The organism is Methyloglobulus morosus KoM1 (assembly GCF_000496735.2).
In the GTDB taxonomy this organism is placed as follows: domain Bacteria; phylum Pseudomonadota; class Gammaproteobacteria; order Methylococcales; family Methylomonadaceae; genus Methyloglobulus; species Methyloglobulus morosus.
Genome location: NZ_AYLO01000064.1, coordinates 22,240 through 40,057, shown reverse-complemented (window position 1 = coordinate 40,057; position 17,818 = coordinate 22,240). Strand labels below are relative to the sequence as shown.

The window sequence follows — 17,818 nt, the reverse complement described above, 5'->3', positions numbered from 1 at the left end:
AGCGACCGTTATTTGCGGTAGAAGTTATAATCAGCGCTATAGGGAACACGCTTCTCCGATCCGAGATGATTGGCATCACAACCGGATGATGGGGCAACCCCGCCTTGGGTATTGATGCGTTGAATATAATTGGTTTGGGCCAGTAAGCCATCGCCCTCATGTTCTATGGCTTCAAGCAACAACCAAGGTGCAGCCGACTTATCGGGCGCATCGATTTTCTGGACGCCCTTCGCCTTAACGCTGCTGCCATCTTTGTGCGTCCAACTTGGACCCGCGCCGTGACTGCCGACCAAGGCTTGGTTTTGCGTATCGTATAGCTTTGCTTCAGGCGCATACCATTTCCAGGAATATTCACCCGTTTTGAGAGTGCAATGGAAAATCTGGTCGCCTTTGGCATGGACCGTCAAATACGCACTATTTCCCCCTGGCACTTCGATTGCGCCTGGGATCGTCACATCGCCCGCACTGACGACAACGAAAAAAGACTGTAATAAGAAAAAAATTGAGTAAACCAACTTATTGAACATTTTTATCTACCAAGGCATGGGGGTGCCGTCATATTTAATAAAAGCGCCGGATTGCGCCAGGGTAAAACCGTCTATCACGGCGCGCATACCACTTACGCTGGTCTTGCTGTCGATCAAGGCATTTGCGCCGCCCATATCGGTTTGTACCCAGCCTGGGTGAAGGATTAATACGCCGATATTTTGATTCATTAAGTCAATCGATAAGCTTTTCATTGACGCATTTAACGCCGCCTTGCTTGAACGATACAAAATGCTGCCGCCACTGCCGTTATCGGCAAGGCTGCCCATCAGGCTACTAATATTGACGATCAATTTTTTACCGCTACGCTTGATTTGGGGCGAAAAAGATTCCGCCATTTTCACAGGAGCTAACGTGTTGATTAGTAGAGAGTGCTGCCAAGCCTGATAATCCAATTGCCCAAAACCATTGCCGCGCTGGTCATCATAAACGCCCGCATTATTGATTAACACATCAATGGAGGCATCCAGCAATGTTTTCGACAAATCGTCGATTTGACCGAAATCTGCCACATCCAATGCTTCAATCTGTACAAAGTCGTGAGATTGGCGCAACGCATTTAATGCCTCAGCTTGTGCTGGATTGCGACAACAAGCAATAACTTTCCAACCTGCATCGGCATATTGGCGACAAAACTCTAACCCTAAGCCGCGATTGGCCCCGGTAATTAAAACTGATGGCATGGTTGATTCTCTCCTGTTTTCCTAAACAAACCGATAGCTTAAACACCGGATGGAATGCAGCATGGCAATAACCTTTTTCCCTGCTTTAAAAATGCTTATTCGCCGCCACGCAATTGTACTCCAGCTTATCCGATTGCATAAGCTTGGGTGGCTACTCGGAATACACGACGTCAAATCGAGATAGATTGGATTCTGTTTGCTTGATTAACCCTTTTCGACAAAATCCAATATGGCTTGTGCGCGTAACTGCCACTGCAATTCGTCCCGCCTGCCATAACTGACCGCACTTGCCGATTCATATAGTGCCGGGTCATCCAGCAGCATAAGTGCGTTACGGGCAAAGTCAGTCACACTTTTACTGGAGCAATAAAACCCAGCCTCACACAACACGCCCCGTGTGCTGGGCAAATCGCTGGCAAGCACTGGTAGACCATGCGCAAGAAAGTCCAATGCCTTGACAGGGCAAGTCAAGTATCGGTTATAAAACGTGTCCAGCAGCGGCATCAAACCCAAACTGATTTCATTGTCCAGAATCTCATGCAACGACTTAGGGCTGATAAAAGGCTTAAATTGTAATACCTCCCCCAGCCCTTCCTGCTCAGCCTTGTTTTGTAAGGACCTTATCTCATCCGCATTGCCGCCAAAACTTTGCAATTGAACATTGCCGTGCTTTAACCGCCCCGCCAAGTCAAATATCAGTTCCACACCTTTGAAATGGTGCAAATGCCCAATATAAACGATGCGCCTGTGTAATCTGCGTTGCTCTAACGTTGATTTTTTCGTAGGTGTCAAACAGCCCAAAGGAAGCGCAATAATAGGTAATTTCGGGAAACCTTGTTGGTATAAAGCGCGTTGATGCTCAGTAAGACAAATCAAGCCGTCTGTTTTTGGTATCAACATCCATTCCGACCAGCACCTACGCAAATCCGAAATGGAAAGGCCTTGCTTTTTAAGATACCGAGTCGTCAAATAATAATCATGCGCCTCGTACAGCACTTTTAATTTGGGGTACTTTGCTTTGAGCCTTAATAACAGAGATAACGCGCCTATTTCTCGCGTAAGCACCACGACCTTTTCGCCTCGGCTGCAATAAGCCGCCAAGTTTTCCAAAGCAACGCTATAAACGCGGCGCTGCCCACGCTTTTGATCCTTGATGCGATGGATGGCAAGCAAATCATGGGGTTGCTGCCCGTAAAAATCGGCCAAATCTTCATTCGTATCGGAATCAGGCCCTGCCCCTATAAAATAATCGGTAGGCAAACCCATCTGAACGAACGCCAGCGCATTGAGCAAACCCATGTAAACGATGGGCCCTGGCTTTAGCCAATCGCTTTTGTTGATCCAAACAATACGCGGCATGTCACCGAAAATATCACTAATGTTTCAGTACGATTTAAAATCCGTTATAGAATATTGATCAGCATTAAAATCAATTTATATATAACTATATATAGCTATCATACGATAAATACACAATGACTACAAAAACTAACAATCCATTACCACTTGAGGTACAAATTGGGCAGCGTTATTCATGGTGCAGTTGCGGCTATAGCCAAAGCATGCCGTTATGTGACCATTCCCACAGAGAAAAATCGAGCAAGAAATCAGTGAAATTTTATGCCGGCACAACGGGAACTATTGCTTTATGCGGTTGTTCTGAAACCCGTACCCCCCCTTATTGCGACCAGCAACAATGTAAAAAATGAAAAAACAATCATGGCGTTAGAAATCGAACATAAATTTTTGGTGGCTAACGAAGGTTGGCGCGACCATATCCAAAAATCCGCCACTTACAAACAAGGTTATTTAAGCTCCCTGCCAACCAGTTCGATTCGGGTACGCATTGCCGACACTCAAGCCTGGTTAAATATTAAAAGTGCGACCATCGGCACAGAAAGGCTAGAATTTGAATATGAAATCCCTTTAGCCGATGCGGAGCAAATCCTCACTATGCTGTGCAATAAACCGCTAATAGAAAAAACACGGTATTTTGTCCCCAATGAAAACAATATTTGGGAAATTGACGAGTTTGCTGGCGATAACCAAGGTTTGGTTGTAGCAGAGATTGAACTCCATGAAGCTGGGCAACATTTCATGAAACCGCCTTGGTTAGGTGCTGAAGTCACCCATGATTTGCGTTATTACAACAACAATTTGGCCATAAACCCATACAAAAACTGGCGAAATAAATAAATATTTTGACTTAATAAGCATATATTTCAGAAGCCTATTGAATAATAGCCAATATTGTTCTATAGTGAATGTATGAAAAAAACAACTTTTGTTGCATTACTGCTACTCTCACTTCAATGCTATGCAGATGGCGTGGCTAATTCTGTTCAAGCAATCGAATCCGAGTGGGCGTCAATCTATTACACCCTACCTAAAAGCAGCCAAGAAGGCGCTTATGATGCCTTGCTGAAAAAAGCCACGAAATTAACCGAGCAGCATCCGAATTCCTCTGAACTGCTTTTTTGGCAAGCTGTCATATTGGCTACAAATGCCGAATTGCAAGATGGTTTTACTGCCTTGAATGCTATCCATAAGTCACGAGATTTATTGCTCCAGTCCATTAAAATGAACCCTCAAACTGCGAACGGTTCGGCTTATGTGACACTAGGCACGCTCTACTATATGGCTCCTAAATGGCCTATCGCTTTCGGCGATACCGAAAAGGCAGAGCAAATGTTCCAGGCTGCACTTAAAATCAATCCAAATGGCATTGATGCCAATTACTTTTACGGCGATTTTCTACGGGCGAATAACCACCCTACAGAAGCTGAAATATATTTTGAGAAGGCGTTATCGGCACCGTCCAGAGATGATCAGCTTTTCGCGGACAACAAGCTAAAAGACGAAGTAAAACTCGCTCTCGCCAATACCAAAAACCGTAAAATCAATGGCGTAAAAAATGCTTTCTTGTCGCTATTCAATTCTGCAAGCCTGAAATAAAAACGAGACGCTCCGGCTATAGAAAACGAAAATTCGCAAATTAGGCAGGCTTAAATAACCTGCCTTTTCTGTTCTATAGGCTGTTAAATTCTGCTAAAATAATTGAAATATAAACAATCCTTAATTTATCCTGGTAGAAAATAATGGCTTTTGTAGTCACCGAAAACTGTATCAAATGTAAATTCACCGACTGTGTGGACGTGTGTCCGGTCGATTGCTTTCATCAAGGCCCCAATTTTTTGGTGATCGACCCTGACGAGTGCATCGATTGCACCTTATGCGAACCGGAATGCCCTGCCAACGCCATCTTCGCTGAGGATGAAGTACCCGAAGGGCAAGAACAATTTATTCAACTGAATGCAGAGCTATCCAAGCTGTGGCCTGTCATCACAGAAGTAACGAAACCTTTGCCGGATGCTGATGACTGGAACGGTAAACCGGGTAAATTAGAATTATTGGAAAAATAACTCTTTCCTTCTGGCGACAAGCATAAAAAAACCGGCAATGCCGGTTTTTTTATGCTTTTAAGTCATCAATTAAGACTGAGTCGGCCTGTCAACCAACTCAACATATGCCATAGGCGCGTCATCTCCCGGCCTAAAACCGCATTTCATAATCCTAAGATAACCACCGGGGCGATTTTTGTAACGCGGCCCCAATTCGTTAAATAATTTAGTCACCATGTCACGGTCACGTAATCTTGCAAATGCGAGACGACGTTTGGCTACGCTATCTTCTTTTGATAAGGTAATTAACGGTTCAGCCACACGGCGTAATTCTTTTGCTTTTGGTAATGTCGTCTTAATTAACTCATTCTTAAACAATGAGTTAGCCATGTTGCTGAATAGCGCCTTTCTATGGCTGCTATTCATATTTAATTGTCTACCGCTTTTACGATGTCTCATTGCTAAACCTGTTTCTAATGGGTAATGGTATGGGATTGGTCAGCAAGGCTTTCTGGTGGCCAGTTATCAAGACGCATACCCAACGACAAGCCTTTCAAAGCTAAGATGTCTTTTATTTCGGTTAGCGATTTTTTGCCAAGGTTTGGCGTTTTCAATAACTCGACTTCAGTCCGCTGGATTAAATCACCAATATAAAATATGTTCTCTGCTTTCAAGCAATTTGCCGAACGTACAGTCAACTCTAGATCATCTACTGGACGCAGCAATACCGGATCAATTTCATCTTCGGTAACTGATACATCTTCTATTTGTGGTTGAACAACCCGTTCAAAATCAACAAAAACGGACAATTGGTCATGCAATATAGTTGCTGCCAATTTAATGGTTTGCTCTGGATCAACTGTACCGTTTGTTTCTAGTTCGATAATTAATTTATCCAAGTTGGTCCGCTGTTCAACACGCATACTTTCAACATGATAGGCAACTTTGGCTACTGGACTGTAAGAAGCATCTAAATGCAAGGCACCAACCACAGGCACATAATCTGAATTCGTTTTACGCACGCTAAATGGTTCATAACCGCGACCTCGTCGCACCCTGAGTTTCATGTTCAAAACACCGGATTGGGTCAAATTTGCAATGACCAAATCAGGGTTTATAATTTCTACATCATGTGGCAGGGCAATATCTGCAGCAGTCACGCTACCTTCACCGTTTTTGGTGAGGGTCAGCTCAACTTCATCCCTTGAATGCAGTACGATAGCCAGCTTTTTCAGGTTCAATAGTATATCAATGACGTCTTCTTGAACACCTTCAATGGTGGTGTATTCATGTTGAACACCGTCGATCTCAACATCTGTAACAGCGCAACCCGGGATAGTGGAAAGCAACACCCTACGCAGGGCATTACCCAATGAGTGCCCAAACCCCCTTTCCAAAGGTTCAATAACAATACGTGAATGATTAGGTGTCTTGCTTACGACTTCAACTAACCGAGGCTTTAACAAGCCAGCAAAAGAATTCTGCATGTATATTCCTCAGAACCGCAATTATTTTGAATATAATTCCACGACCAACTGTTCGTTGATATCGCTACCCAGATCAACGCGATCCGGCAAAGAATTAAATGTTCCCGTCATCTTTTTTGAGTCAACTTCAACCCAAGTAGGAAAACCATATTGTTCAGCCACAACCAAAGCATCAATAATGCGTTGTTGCTTTTTGGATTTTTCCCTGACTGACAATACATCACCAACTGACAGTTGGTATGAGGGTATATTGATCGACGCACCATTGACTTGTATAGATTTATGGCTGACCAACTGCCTAGCTTCTGCTCGAGTGGCGGCAAAGCCCATACGATAGACAAGATTATCCAGCCGCGACTCAAGCAAGTTCAACAGGTTTTCACCAGTCGCCCCTTTTTTCATATCGGCAGACTTATAATAATTCCTGAATTGCTTTTCCAGAATACCATAGATCCGACGCAAACGCTGTTTTGCCCTTAACTGGAGCGCATAGTCAGAGCTTCTGTTACGTTTAGTACCGTGTTGCCCAGGTCTTTGATCAAGCTTGCATTTTCCTTCTAAGGATTTGCCCCTGCTTTTTAGAAAAAGATCTGTTCCTTCTCTTCTGCTTAATTTACATGTGGGGCCTAAATATCTTGCCATTTATACAGCTCCTTTACACGCGGCGTTTCTTAGGTGGACGGCAACCATTATGTGGAATGGGCGTCACATCTATGATGTTATTAATTTTAAAACCTAAATTATTTAAGGAACGCACTGCAGATTCTCGCCCTGGGCCCGGCCCTTTAATATGCACATCAAGGTTTTTCATGCCAAATTCTAATGCAACTGTACCTGCCTTTTCAGCGGCAACCTGGGCAGCAAACGGGGTGCTTTTCCTGGAGCCCCGAAAACCTGACCCCCCGGATGTTGCCCACGAAAGCGCATTACCTTTTCTGTCGGTAATCGTAATGATGGTGTTATTAAAAGAGGCATGGACATGGACAATGCCATCTGCAACTTCTTTCTTTACCCGTTTTCTTGTACGTGCTGGACTTGCCATTAATCAAACCTTATTGCTATCTTATTTTTTAATTGGTTTCCGCGGACCCTTGCGAGTACGAGCGTTTGTTCTGGTGCGCTGCCCCCTTAAAGGCAAGCCACGCCTATGTCGAATGCCACGATAGCAGCCAAGATCCATCAACCTTTTGATATTCATGGACACTTCACGACGAAGATCGCCTTCAACCGTCATCTTAGACACAACACCCCGGATAGCCTCCAACTGGTCTTCAGTTAGGTCTTTTATCTTTACGGATGTCAATATGCCGACTTTCCCACAAATATCACTTGCTGTCTGACGGCCAATACCATAAATAGAGGTGAGTGCGATCACCGCGTGCTTATGTTCTGGTATGTTTATCCCGGCAATACGTGCCATCTAGTACTCCATTGAATAGGATCTAAAGTTAACTGAAAATTTTAGCATTATTATTCTATTACAGCAACAACTGCTTTCTATCCTTGCCGTTGTTTGTGTCTTCCATCTATGCAGATAACCCTAACAACACCACTTCTCTTAACGACTTTGCAATTTCTGCAAATTTTTTTGACTGAGGCACGTACCTTCACAAACAACTCCTACTATTCAGTTAGTTTTATTTCTTCAAGTTTGCTTTTTTCATCAGCCCTTCATACTGCTGGGACATGACATGAGTCTGCATCTGTGAAATAAAATCCATCACGACAACAACAATAATTAACAAAGAAGTCCCGCCAAAATAAAAGGGTACATTCCAGTAAACGATCAGAAATTCAGGCAATAAGCAAACTAAGGTAATATAAATAGCGCCAATTAAAGTCAAGCGTGTCATCACCTTGTCTATGTAAGCACTAGTTTGTATGCCGGGCCTAATACCTGGCAAAAAAGCGCCTGATTTTTTAAGGTTTTCCGCCGTTTCTTTTGAATTAAAGACCAATGCCGTATAAAAAAAGCAAAAGAAAATAATAGCAGAGGCATAAAACAACACATACACGGGCTGCCCTGGCGACAACATCGTCGCGATATCTTGCAACCAAGTAAAACCCTCAGTGTTACCAAACCAGCCGGCAATTGTCGCAGGAAACAATATAATACTTGAAGCAAAAATCGGGGGAATTACACCCGCCATATTCAGCTTTAAGGGTAAAAAACTAGTCTGCCCTGCATACATTTTCCTACCTTGTTGCCGCTTTGGATAATTGATGGTAATCCGCCTTTGACCGCGCTCCACAAAAACAACCAAAGCCGTAACCAATATCGCAATCAAAAACAGGAGAATAATAAACCCACCGTTCATTTCGCCAGTGCGCGCTAGTTCCAAAGTTCCACCTACTGCTTTGGGTAAGCCCGAAACGATACCTGCGAAAATAATTAAGGAAATACCATTCCCTATGCCCCGCTCGGTCACTTGCTCACCCAGCCACATCAGGAAAATTGTACCGGTCACCAAAGTGATAGTCGTCACAACAATAAAGCTAATACCAGGAGCCAATACCACTGACAAACCACCAGCCGTTTGGTTCTGTAATGCCAAAGATATCCCTATCGCTTGGAATGTCGCCAGCACTACTGTTCCATACCGCGTATACTGAGAAATCTTTTTTCTTCCAGACTCGCCTTCTTTTTTTAGCTGCTCCATGGCTGGAATAACGACCGTCATCAACTGCATAATAATAGATGCAGAAATATAGGGCATAATTCCGAGCGCAAAAAGACTTAAGCGCATCAAGGCACCTCCGGAGAACATGTTGAACATATCAAGAATGGAACCACTCTGTTGTTCAAACATGACTTGCAGCGCTTTTGGATCGATGCCAGGAACAGGAATGTGGGCACCTATTCGATAAACGACAAATGCACCAAATACAAATAATAACCTGGACTGTAACTCAGAAAAACCACCTGATTTATAGGTTGGCATCGCAGTTTTTGGGGTGTTCACTTAAACCTCGACCTTGCCACCAGCCGCTTCAATTGCCAGCTTTGCACCGCTTGTCACGTTAATGCCCTTAAGCGTAACCGATCTGGTTATTTCACCAGACTTAATGACTTTCGCTTTTTGAGTAAAGGCAGGGACAATGTTGTTTTCGATCAATATGGCTAAATCAACACTATGCAAACCCAGCTTTTCCAATTCACCCAGCCTTACTTCCGCAGAATATTTTGCTGATCTTGATATAAAGCCAATTTTAGGCAAACGTCGTTGCAAAGGCATCTGACCGCCTTCAAAACCAACTTTATGGAACCCGCCACTACGGGCTTTTTGGCCTTTATGGCCTTTGCCACAGGTCTTGCCTTTAGTGCAACCAATACCTCTGCCAACTCGTCTTGCTTTTTTTCTTGACCCTTCGCTTGCTTGGATAGTGTTCAAAAACATTATTTTTCCTCGACTCGCAACATATAGGATATCTTGTTAATCATACCCCGGTTTTCTGGTGTATTAAGAACTTCAACAGTCTGGTTGATCCTCTTCAAACCCAAACCCTTTAGACATTCTTGATGAACGGGCAATCTTCCGAATTTGCTTTTCGTCATCGTGACGCTTAACTTATTACCAGCCATTGCACTATCCAATTATTTGTTCAACGGTCAAACCGCGTTTCGCCGCTATTTGGTTTGCGTTATGCATTCCGGTCAGGCCATTGATAGTCGCCCTGACCACATTGATCGGGTTGTTTGTACCTATGCATTTAGCAAGTACATTATGCACACCGACAACTTCAAACACCGCACGCATCGCACCGCCGGCAATAATGCCGGTACCTTCCGATGCAGGCTGCATATACACTTTCGCCGCTCCCGTTGTGTTCATAATCGGATATTGTAAAGTATCGCCTTTCAATGCGACTTTACGCATATTCTTACGGGCTTGTTCCAATGACTTTTGGATAGCGATAGGCACTTCACGCGCTTTACTGACACCGTAACCAACACGCCCTTCGCCATCTCCGACCACAGTTAGGGCTGCAAAACCAAATACGCGACCACCTTTGACCACTTTGGCAACACGCCTTACGTTAACCAGCTTTTCTTGCAAACCATCTGTACTACCTTGTGCAGGTGCTGTAGACATTTTATTCTCCTAAAACTTTAATCCGGCTTCACGGGCAGCATCTGCCAAAGCCTTAACACGACCATGATACTTAAAGCCAGAACGATCAAACGCAACTTCCGTAATACCCGCTGCAATGGCTTTCTGTGCGATAGACTTACCCACTTCTGCAGCAGCAGTAATATTACCGGTGTTCTTCAATCCACTTTTGATTTCTGACTGGTTAGTGGACGAGCTTGCTAGCGTTGTCGTACCATCCCCGCTAATGACTTGCGCATAAATATGCTGCGTTGTCTTATGTATAGATAGGCGAATTGCTTTTTGCTGCCTAATTTTGCAGCGCAATTTAGTCGCACGCTTTAACCGGGTGTTTTTCTTGTCCATTTACTGACCTATTTCAAACTAAATCTACTTCGACCTTATCTATTTCAAGCCGCTACTTTTTCTTGGCTTCTTTCTTCACCACATTCTCATCGGCATACCTGACGCCTTTGCCCTTGTATGGCTCAGGCGGGCGATAAGCCCTAATTTTTGCGGCAACTTGGCCAACCTGTTGCTTGTCGCTGCCTTTAACTAAAATTTCAGTTTGGGAAGGCGTTTCAACTGTAATTCCAGCCGGAACGTCAAAATCAACCGGATGCGAATAACCTAAAGACAGACTAAGCACATTACCTTTAGCTTGCGCCCTATAACCAACGCCAATTAGAGTCAATTTCTTTTCAAAACCATCAGAGACACCTCTTACCATACTGTTGGCAATAGCTCGCGCCGTTCCCGCTTGGGCTACGGAGTTCTTATTGTCTTTATCCCACTGCATCTGGATAACATTATCAGTAACCGTAATTCCAACCGCCGGGTTGAAATCGAATGACAATTCACCTTTACTTCCTTTAACAGTCATATTGTTGCCAGTCAATTTGACATCAACACCTTTCGGGATAGTAACGGGAGCCTTAGCAATTCTGGACATAAAACGCCTGCATTAACAAACTGTACAAATAATTTCACCGCCATGACCTTTGGCTCTTGCAGCCCTATCCGTCATGACGCCATTTGAAGTAGACACGATAGCGATACCCAAACCGCCCAACACTTTTGGAAGTTCATCTTTGGACTTATAAATTCGCAAACCAGGCCGACTTATTCTTTTAATTTCTTCAATCACTGGAGTACCTTTATGGTACTTAAGGTCGATTATCATCTCACTATGGTTGCCCACTGTTTCGACGCGAAAATCAGTTATATAACCTTCATCCTTCAAAACCTTAGCGATAGACAGCTTTACTTTGGATGATGGCTGTTGTATCGATTTTTTACCCGCAGATTGACCATTTCTAATCCGAGTCAACATATCCGCTATAGGGTCTGACATGCTCATTGTTTTGTCTCCAAACCTTTAGTACCCATTACCAACTGGCCTTAACCATTCCAGGAACATCACCACGCATGGTCGCTTCCCGCAACTTATTCCTGCTCAAACCAAATTTCCGGTAATATCCGTGGGGACGACCTGTCAGGCCGCAACGATTCCTGATACGAGCCGCACTCGAATCTCTGGGCATCTTTTGTAATTGCAGTTGTGCCGATTCTTTCTGTTCAAATGAAGACTTAGGAGACCTTATGGTTTCCCTTAATACTTGACGTTTTACATCAAACTTTAACGCCAATTTCTTGCGCTTGTTTTCACGGGCAATCATGGATTTTTTCGCCATATCTAAATCTCAATTCTTAAACGGAAAGTTAAAGAGCTTTAATAACGCCAACCCTTCTTCATTTGTTTTCGCAGTCGTCGTAATGGTGATGTCCATACCACGCAACACATCTATTTTGTCATAATCAATTTCAGGGAAAATGATCTGTTCTTTCACGCCCATCGAATAATTGCCACGACCATCAAAACTTTTTGGGCTTAAGCCCCTAAAATCACGAATCCTTGGTATAGAGATATTGATAAGCCTATCGAGGAATTCATACATCCTTTGACTACGCAAAGTCACTTTGCAACCTATTGGCATATCATCACGGATTTTAAAACCAGCGATGGATTTTCTTGCCAGGGTAATCACCGGCTTTTGCCCAGAAATTTTTTCCATATCGGCAACAGCAGATTGCAAAGTCTTCTTGTCTGCAACGGCTTCGCCCACACCCATATTAAGCGTGATTTTGGTGATCCGTGGCGCCTGCATAACAGACTTGTAGGAAAATTGTTTTACCAATTCTGGGAGAATTGTTTCTTTATAAACGGACTCTAATCTAGCCATGATCCTAAACCTTAAACGTCAACAATTTCGTTTGTTGACTTGAAATACCGAACTTTCTTGCCATCTTCCAAGACCTTGAACCCTACACGATCCGCTTTTTTGGTTGTAGGATTGTAGATACCAACATTAGAGGCATCAATTGGCATATCTTTAGCGATAATTCCACCCGTTATCCCTGCATTTGGATTGGGTTTTTGACTTTTTTTGGCCTGATTAATACCTTCGACCAAGATTTTGTTGTCTTTCAAAATCTGCGTTACCCTGCCACTTTTGCCCTTGTCTTTTCCGGTGCGAACGACAACATCATCACCTTTTTTAATCTTTAACATGCGCGTCCCCTATAACACTTCTGGAGCAAGCGAGATAATTTTCATAAACTTCTCACCCCTTAATTCACGGGTCACTGGCCCAAAAATACGGGTACCTAGCGGCTGCAAGTTATTGTTGAGGATGACCGCAGCATTACCATCAAAACGGATAACGGAACCATCTGCCCTGCGTACGCCCTTGGCTGTCCTAACGACCAGCGCATTGTAAACCTCGCCCTTTTTAACCCTGCCACGAGGAATAGCATCTTTTATGCTCACCTTGATGATGTCACCAATGCCCGCATACCGTCTATGCGACCCTCCTAATACTTTGATACACATGACCTTTTTTGCCCCGCTATTGTCGGCAACATCAAGGTTAGTTTGCATCTGAATCATGATTATTTCCTATTTAACTGTGTAACCGCAACACTTACCGATTGGCACTTTCCAAAACTTCAACCAATTTAAATGCCTTGTGTTTAGATAACGGCCTACATGACGTGATCGATACCAGATCGCCTTCTTGGCAAACGTTTTGTTCATCATGCGCCATCAATTTCGTTGAACGCTTAATATACTTGCCATAAACCGGATGCTTGACCACACGCTCCACCAAGACCGTTACGGTTTTGTCCATTTTGTTGCTGACTACCTTCCCGGTTATTGTCCGCAGTTTGACTTCATTTTCAACCATGTGTCGATCTCGCCATTTCAGTGATAAGGGTGTGGACGCGCGCTATATCACGCCTTACTTTCTTGACCTGATCCGGCCGAGAAAGCTGACCTGTGCCTTTTTGCATCTTTAAGTTAAATCTTTCCTTGGAAAGTTCGATAAGCAATGCACCCAATTCTTCCTTGGTTTTTTTACGTAAATCTTTCGCCTTCATTACATTATCGTCCGAGCTGTGAACAGAGTTTTCAATGGCAGCTTAGCTGCAGCTAGGGTAAACGCCTCACGAGCTAATTCTTCAGAAACGCCTTGTATCTCGTATAACATCGTGCCGGGCCTAATTTGTGCAACCCAGTATTCTACACTACCTTTACCTTTTCCCATACGTACTTCTAAAGGTTTTTTGGTAATTGGCTTGTCAGGAAATATACGTATCCAAATCTTGCCGCCACGTTTAACGTGCCGTGTAATTGTCCGACGGGCAGATTCGATTTGACGGGCAGTTAACCTGCCACGACTAATGGATTTTAAGCCATATTCGCCAAAACTGACGGATGATCCACGGACGGCAACACCGTTGTTTCGACCTTTGTGTTGTTTACGGAATTTTGTTCTTTTTGGTTGCAGCATGACCCTTCTCTTTACTTATTTCTTGGCATCAGAATTAATGGCGGCATTGTGCGTATCCATATCAAATACTTCGCCTTTAAATATCCATACTTTTATGCCAATAATTCCATAAGTTGTATTGGCTTCAGCAGTAGCGTAATCAATATCCGCCCTTAAGGTATGCAAAGGCACCCGACCTTCCCGATACCATTCGGTACGGGCGATCTCGGCACCATTTAAACGTCCGCCAACCATGATTTTTATGCCTTCCGCACCAAGCCGCATAGTATTTGTTACTGCACGTTTCATTGCCCTGCGATACATAATTCGTTTTTCGAGTTGCTGCGCCACACCTTCTGCCACCAAATAGGCATCAAGCTCCGGCTTCCTGATTTCTTCCACATTCAGCTGCACTGACACCCCAATCATTTTGGATATTTGTTGTCTCAGCACATCTATATCTTCGCCTTTTTTGCCTATAACAATCCCTGGCCTTGCGGTATGGATTGTGATATGGGCATTGTTAGCTGGCCGGTTAATTTGGATGTGACTTACTGAAGCATGTGCCAATTTTGTTTTAAGGAATTGCCTGACTTCCAAATCTTGATTCAGGAACAAAGGGTAATCATGGCTATTCGCATACCATCTTGAGTTCCAATCCTTTACTATGCCAAGTCGAATGCCGATTGGATGTACTTTTTGTCCCATTTTCTGCCTACCCGTGTTCCGAAACTTTAATTGTAATGTGACAGGTTCTTTTAAGGATATGATTTGCACGTCCTTTAGCTCTTGCCTTAAATCTTTTCATGGTTGCCGCTTCATTGACAAATACAGTTGACACCTTTAATTCATCTATGTCGGCACTGTCGTTATGCTCGGCGTTAGCTATAGCCGACTCAAGAATTTTTTTGACAATCGCCGCACCTTTCTTTGAACTAAATCTCAATGTATTCAGTGCTTTTTCTACAGGTAAGCCACGGATCAAATCCCCAACCAGCCGCGCTTTTTGGGCAGATAATGGTGCATTACTTAATTTCGCTGAAACTTCCATTACACAACAACCTTATTTAGATTTCTTGTCAGCCACATGGCCTTTGTAGGTACGGGTCGGCGCAAACTCGCCCAGTTTATGTCCTATCATGTTTTCAGAGACGAGTACGGGTATATGTAACCGCCCATTGTGAACGGCTATCGTCAACCCCAACATATCTGGGATAATCATCGACCTTCTAGACCACGTCTTAATCGGCTTGCGATTATTTGCATGAACAGCATCTTCGACTTTCTTTAGAAGATGATGATCGATGAATGGACCTTTTTTAATTGACCGTGGCACGGATATACCTCTCTTATCTTATTTTCTGCGCCTGATAATCATGCTATCAGTGCGTTTGTTTTTTCTAGTTTTATAGCCCTTCGTGGGCGTTCCCCAAGGGGAGACAGGATGACGCCCTCCTGACGTTCTTCCTTCACCACCACCGTGCGGATGGTCTACAGGGTTCATTACAACGCCTCGAACTGTTGGCCTGACACCTCGCCAACGCGTAGCTCCCGCTTTTCCTAACGATGCCAAATTATGTTCTGAATTTGACACCTCTCCAATCACGGCGCGGCAATCCGCCAAGACTTTCCGCATCTCGCCTGAGCGCAACCGTATCGTCGCATGGGCACCATCCCTCGCAACCAATTGTGCTGATGCTCCAGCACTTCGGGCTAGCTGCGCGCCTTTGCCAGGCCTTAACTCCACGCAATGGACGACTGTACCCATTGGTACATTTCGCAATGGCATACAATTACCTGGCTTTACCGGAACGGTTTCAGACGAAACAAGTTCTTGACCTACCACAAGTCCTTTAGGCGCGATAATGTAACGGCGCTCACCATCTTTAAATAAGATCAAGGCAATATTTGCCGTCCTATTTGGGTCATACTCAAGACGTTCTACAACCGCAGGTATATCGAATTTGTTACGCTTAAAGTCGATCATTCGATAGTGCTGTTTGTGTCCACCGCCTACATGCCGTGTCGTTATTCGACCCTGGTTATTCCGACCACCACTTTTACTGAGCTTACTCAACAAGGGCGCGTAAGGCTTTCCTTTATGAAGACCTTCGCTCTTGACTCGCACTACAAAGCGCGAACCTGGTGATGTCGGTTTTGACTTTACAATAGCCATTTTGTACCGTTTCCTATTGTCTCTTTATCTTAAATAAACTATGGAGTTGCAAAGCTAATGTCATGGCCGGGCTTGAGTTTGACATAGGCTTTTTTCCAATCTGAACGCTGCCCCAGGGTTTTGCCAAAGCGCTTTTTCTTGCCTTTAACATTTAGCACATGAACCGAATCCACTTCAACGCTAAACATAGCTTCTATAGCCTTTTTGACCTGAATCTTAGTCGCTTGCTTTTTCACCCTGAAGACAAATCGGTTGTCTTTTTCAGCGGCAATTGTGCTTTTTTCTGAAATGACCGGCGCATCCAAGATATCACTCAACTGGTAATTACTCATGCTAAATGCTCCTCCAAACTCTTGATTGCAGCAGATGTCGCAATAATTTTATCGGCAGCCACCAACAAGACTGGACTTAAGTTTACCGCCTCAACAATCTCCACATTGGGGATGTTCCGCGATGCCAAGGCAAGATTTTCCTCAATCTTATCCACAATAATCAACACACGCCTTGCATCGACATCTTTTAGCTTGGCATTAAATTCTTTAGTCTTGGGCGTGGCAGGAATAATAGAGTCACTGACCACCAACCTGTTTTGTCTAAGCAATTCAGAAAGGATAGAACGGATGCCGACGCGAAACATTTTTTTATTCAATTTTTGGCTGTAATCCCTGGGCCTTGCCGCAAACACAACACCACCAGTTCGCCATATCGGGCTTCGGGTAGAACCTGAGCGCGCACGACCCGTTCCTTTTTGTTTCCAAGGCTTAGCCCCGCCGCCGCTTACGTCAGACCGCGTTTTCTGGGCTTTTGTGCCCGCCCGCGCTCCGGCCAGATACCGGGTCACTAACTGATGTATTAACGTCTCGTTATAAGATTGTCCAAAGACCGTCTCTTGCACGTCAATGTTGCTGGAATTACTTCCACTTAAAGCTGGAATTTGCAAAGCCATGATTAACCTTTATTTCGCATTTTTGTTGCGGGTGTAACGACTACATCACCGCCTTTAGCACCAGGTACTGCACCTTTGACTAGAATTAAGTTCCGTTCAGTATCAATGGAATGGATAGTCAAGTTTTGTGTTGTTCTTTTCACATCCCCCAAATGACCCTCCATTTTTTTACCTTTAAATACGCGCCCCGGCGTTTGGTTCATACCGATTGAACCCAATACCCGATGAGAACGGGAGTTACCATGGGTAGCGTCTTGCATGTGGAAATGATGGCGCTTGATGCCACCAGCAAAACCTTTACCAATGCTTTTTCCTTGCACGTCAACCATTTGTCCCGCCGAGAAAATACTGACGGGCAATTCAGAGCCAACCGCTAAATCTTGGCCTTCGTTTTCATCTAACCGGAACTCCCACAATCCTCTGCCTGCGGTCATATTAGCCTTGGCATAATGACCAGCCATTGCCTTAGTGACGTGCGAGGACTTTTTGTCACCTACCGCGACTTGAATCGAGCGGTAACCATCAACCTCAACGCTTTTGATCTGGGCAATTCTGTTGGAATCAACTTGTAGCACAGTAACGGGCACGGAAACGCCATCCTCACCAAACACTCTGGTCATACCGCATTTTCGACCCACAAGACCTATTGACATCT

34 protein-coding genes are annotated in these 17,818 nt (G+C 44.1%); 4 read left to right on the top strand and 30 right to left on the bottom strand.

What is annotated here, in order from left to right; translation table 11 throughout:
- Positions 1-8: 8 nt before the first annotated feature.
- The 3 genes from MGMO_RS09240 to MGMO_RS09230 all read right to left on the bottom strand — a co-directional run bounded on the left by MGMO_RS09240 (position 9) and on the right by MGMO_RS09230 (position 2,588).
- On the bottom strand, positions 9-527 hold the full coding sequence (locus tag MGMO_RS09240; RefSeq protein ID WP_023494789.1) for a DUF3455 domain-containing protein: 519 nt from the start codon (positions 525-527) through the stop codon (positions 9-11).
- Positions 528-533: 6 nt separating this feature from the next.
- Positions 534-1,229 (bottom strand): SDR family oxidoreductase, encoded by a 696-nt coding sequence (locus MGMO_RS09235; RefSeq protein WP_023494788.1) that lies wholly within the window; start codon positions 1,227-1,229, stop codon positions 534-536.
- Between the two features lie 204 nt (positions 1,230-1,433).
- Positions 1,434-2,588, bottom strand: a complete 1,155-nt coding sequence (locus MGMO_RS09230; RefSeq protein WP_023494787.1) for a glycosyltransferase — start codon at positions 2,586-2,588, stop codon at positions 1,434-1,436.
- Positions 2,589-2,704: 116 nt separating this feature from the next.
- Here MGMO_RS09230 and MGMO_RS21100 point away from each other — a divergent pair, with 116 nt between their 5' ends.
- The 4 genes from MGMO_RS21100 (at position 2,705) to fdxA (ending at position 4,651) form a co-directional block, all read left to right on the top strand.
- On the top strand, positions 2,705-2,938 hold the full coding sequence (locus tag MGMO_RS21100) for a CDGSH iron-sulfur domain-containing protein (RefSeq protein ID WP_082458332.1): 234 nt from the start codon (positions 2,705-2,707) through the stop codon (positions 2,936-2,938).
- Positions 2,939-2,948: 10 nt separating this feature from the next.
- Positions 2,949-3,425, top strand: coding sequence for a CYTH domain-containing protein (locus MGMO_RS09225; protein ID WP_036307344.1), 477 nt, complete (start codon positions 2,949-2,951; stop codon positions 3,423-3,425).
- Positions 3,426-3,497: 72 nt separating this feature from the next.
- Positions 3,498-4,184: a tetratricopeptide repeat protein gene (locus MGMO_RS09220; RefSeq protein ID WP_023494785.1), complete on the top strand. Its 687-nt coding sequence runs from the start codon at positions 3,498-3,500 to the stop codon at positions 4,182-4,184.
- A 143-nt stretch (positions 4,185-4,327) separates the two neighbouring features.
- Positions 4,328-4,651, top strand: coding sequence for a ferredoxin FdxA (gene fdxA, locus MGMO_RS09215; protein ID WP_023494784.1), 324 nt, complete (start codon positions 4,328-4,330; stop codon positions 4,649-4,651).
- A 69-nt stretch (positions 4,652-4,720) separates the two neighbouring features.
- Here fdxA and rplQ read toward each other — a convergent pair whose 3' ends face one another.
- From rplQ to rplC, 27 genes are all read right to left on the bottom strand, one after another.
- The gene (gene rplQ, locus MGMO_RS09210; RefSeq protein ID WP_023494783.1) at positions 4,721-5,089 is read right to left on the bottom strand and encodes a 50S ribosomal protein L17; all 369 of its coding nucleotides are present in this window, start codon (positions 5,087-5,089) and stop codon (positions 4,721-4,723) included.
- Between the two features lie 14 nt (positions 5,090-5,103).
- Positions 5,104-6,117, bottom strand: a complete 1,014-nt coding sequence (locus tag MGMO_RS09205) for a DNA-directed RNA polymerase subunit alpha (protein WP_023494782.1) — start codon at positions 6,115-6,117, stop codon at positions 5,104-5,106.
- Between the two features lie 21 nt (positions 6,118-6,138).
- On the bottom strand, positions 6,139-6,759 hold the full coding sequence (gene rpsD / locus MGMO_RS09200) for a 30S ribosomal protein S4 (RefSeq protein ID WP_023494781.1): 621 nt from the start codon (positions 6,757-6,759) through the stop codon (positions 6,139-6,141).
- Between the two features lie 13 nt (positions 6,760-6,772).
- Positions 6,773-7,159 (bottom strand): 30S ribosomal protein S11, encoded by a 387-nt coding sequence (rpsK, locus tag MGMO_RS09195; RefSeq protein ID WP_023494780.1) that lies wholly within the window; start codon positions 7,157-7,159, stop codon positions 6,773-6,775.
- Positions 7,160-7,180: 21 nt separating this feature from the next.
- A complete protein-coding gene (gene rpsM, locus MGMO_RS09190; RefSeq protein ID WP_023494779.1) occupies positions 7,181-7,537 on the bottom strand; it encodes a 30S ribosomal protein S13 in 357 nt (118 codons plus the stop codon).
- 77 nt (positions 7,538-7,614) lie between these two features.
- Complete coding sequence (rpmJ, locus tag MGMO_RS18990; RefSeq protein ID WP_082458330.1) at positions 7,615-7,728, bottom strand: 50S ribosomal protein L36; 114 nt, start codon at positions 7,726-7,728, stop codon at positions 7,615-7,617.
- Between the two features lie 26 nt (positions 7,729-7,754).
- A complete protein-coding gene (gene secY, locus MGMO_RS09185) occupies positions 7,755-9,059 on the bottom strand; it encodes a preprotein translocase subunit SecY (RefSeq protein WP_036307343.1) in 1,305 nt (434 codons plus the stop codon).
- Positions 9,060-9,080: 21 nt separating this feature from the next.
- Entirely contained in the window at positions 9,081-9,515 is a 435-nt protein-coding gene (gene rplO, locus MGMO_RS09180) for a 50S ribosomal protein L15 (protein ID WP_023494777.1), read from the bottom strand.
- The gene (gene rpmD / locus MGMO_RS09175; protein ID WP_023494776.1) at positions 9,515-9,700 is read right to left on the bottom strand and encodes a 50S ribosomal protein L30; all 186 of its coding nucleotides are present in this window, start codon (positions 9,698-9,700) and stop codon (positions 9,515-9,517) included. Before rpmD ends, rplO begins: the two co-directional genes overlap by 1 nt.
- A 4-nt stretch (positions 9,701-9,704) precedes the next feature.
- On the bottom strand, positions 9,705-10,211 hold the full coding sequence (rpsE, locus tag MGMO_RS09170) for a 30S ribosomal protein S5 (protein WP_023494775.1): 507 nt from the start codon (positions 10,209-10,211) through the stop codon (positions 9,705-9,707).
- Positions 10,212-10,220: 9 nt separating this feature from the next.
- A complete protein-coding gene (gene rplR / locus MGMO_RS09165) occupies positions 10,221-10,574 on the bottom strand; it encodes a 50S ribosomal protein L18 (protein WP_023494774.1) in 354 nt (117 codons plus the stop codon).
- 52 nt (positions 10,575-10,626) lie between these two features.
- Complete coding sequence (rplF, locus tag MGMO_RS09160; RefSeq protein ID WP_023494773.1) at positions 10,627-11,160, bottom strand: 50S ribosomal protein L6; 534 nt, start codon at positions 11,158-11,160, stop codon at positions 10,627-10,629.
- A gap of 12 nt (positions 11,161-11,172) precedes the next feature.
- A complete protein-coding gene (rpsH, locus tag MGMO_RS09155; RefSeq protein ID WP_023494772.1) occupies positions 11,173-11,568 on the bottom strand; it encodes a 30S ribosomal protein S8 in 396 nt (131 codons plus the stop codon).
- Between the two features lie 28 nt (positions 11,569-11,596).
- Positions 11,597-11,902, bottom strand: a complete 306-nt coding sequence (rpsN, locus tag MGMO_RS09150) for a 30S ribosomal protein S14 (protein ID WP_023494771.1) — start codon at positions 11,900-11,902, stop codon at positions 11,597-11,599.
- Between the two features lie 9 nt (positions 11,903-11,911).
- Positions 11,912-12,451 (bottom strand): 50S ribosomal protein L5, encoded by a 540-nt coding sequence (rplE, locus tag MGMO_RS09145; protein WP_023494770.1) that lies wholly within the window; start codon positions 12,449-12,451, stop codon positions 11,912-11,914.
- Positions 12,452-12,462: 11 nt separating this feature from the next.
- Complete coding sequence (gene rplX, locus MGMO_RS09140; RefSeq protein ID WP_023494769.1) at positions 12,463-12,780, bottom strand: 50S ribosomal protein L24; 318 nt, start codon at positions 12,778-12,780, stop codon at positions 12,463-12,465.
- 9 nt (positions 12,781-12,789) lie between these two features.
- A complete protein-coding gene (rplN, locus tag MGMO_RS09135) occupies positions 12,790-13,158 on the bottom strand; it encodes a 50S ribosomal protein L14 (RefSeq protein ID WP_023494768.1) in 369 nt (122 codons plus the stop codon).
- Positions 13,159-13,192: 34 nt separating this feature from the next.
- Positions 13,193-13,456, bottom strand: coding sequence for a 30S ribosomal protein S17 (gene rpsQ, locus MGMO_RS09130; protein WP_023494767.1), 264 nt, complete (start codon positions 13,454-13,456; stop codon positions 13,193-13,195).
- Positions 13,449-13,649, bottom strand: coding sequence for a 50S ribosomal protein L29 (gene rpmC / locus MGMO_RS09125; RefSeq protein WP_023494766.1), 201 nt, complete (start codon positions 13,647-13,649; stop codon positions 13,449-13,451). The genes rpsQ and rpmC overlap by 8 nt, the downstream gene beginning before the upstream one ends.
- Positions 13,649-14,062, bottom strand: coding sequence for a 50S ribosomal protein L16 (gene rplP, locus MGMO_RS09120; protein ID WP_023494765.1), 414 nt, complete (start codon positions 14,060-14,062; stop codon positions 13,649-13,651). The genes rpmC and rplP overlap by 1 nt, the downstream gene beginning before the upstream one ends.
- A 15-nt stretch (positions 14,063-14,077) precedes the next feature.
- Positions 14,078-14,749, bottom strand: coding sequence for a 30S ribosomal protein S3 (gene rpsC / locus MGMO_RS09115; protein WP_023494764.1), 672 nt, complete (start codon positions 14,747-14,749; stop codon positions 14,078-14,080).
- A 7-nt stretch (positions 14,750-14,756) separates the two neighbouring features.
- The gene (rplV, locus tag MGMO_RS09110) at positions 14,757-15,092 is read right to left on the bottom strand and encodes a 50S ribosomal protein L22 (protein WP_023494763.1); all 336 of its coding nucleotides are present in this window, start codon (positions 15,090-15,092) and stop codon (positions 14,757-14,759) included.
- Positions 15,093-15,104: 12 nt separating this feature from the next.
- Positions 15,105-15,377: a 30S ribosomal protein S19 gene (gene rpsS, locus MGMO_RS09105; protein ID WP_023494762.1), complete on the bottom strand. Its 273-nt coding sequence runs from the start codon at positions 15,375-15,377 to the stop codon at positions 15,105-15,107.
- Positions 15,378-15,395: 18 nt separating this feature from the next.
- On the bottom strand, positions 15,396-16,217 hold the full coding sequence (gene rplB, locus MGMO_RS09100; protein WP_023494761.1) for a 50S ribosomal protein L2: 822 nt from the start codon (positions 16,215-16,217) through the stop codon (positions 15,396-15,398).
- 38 nt (positions 16,218-16,255) lie between these two features.
- Positions 16,256-16,549, bottom strand: a complete 294-nt coding sequence (gene rplW / locus MGMO_RS09095) for a 50S ribosomal protein L23 (RefSeq protein ID WP_023494760.1) — start codon at positions 16,547-16,549, stop codon at positions 16,256-16,258.
- Positions 16,546-17,163 (bottom strand): 50S ribosomal protein L4, encoded by a 618-nt coding sequence (rplD, locus tag MGMO_RS09090; RefSeq protein ID WP_023494759.1) that lies wholly within the window; start codon positions 17,161-17,163, stop codon positions 16,546-16,548. Before rplD ends, rplW begins: the two co-directional genes overlap by 4 nt.
- Positions 17,164-17,165: 2 nt before the next feature.
- A complete protein-coding gene (rplC, locus tag MGMO_RS09085; protein WP_023494758.1) occupies positions 17,166-17,816 on the bottom strand; it encodes a 50S ribosomal protein L3 in 651 nt (216 codons plus the stop codon).
- Between the last annotated feature and the right edge of the window lie 2 nt (positions 17,817-17,818).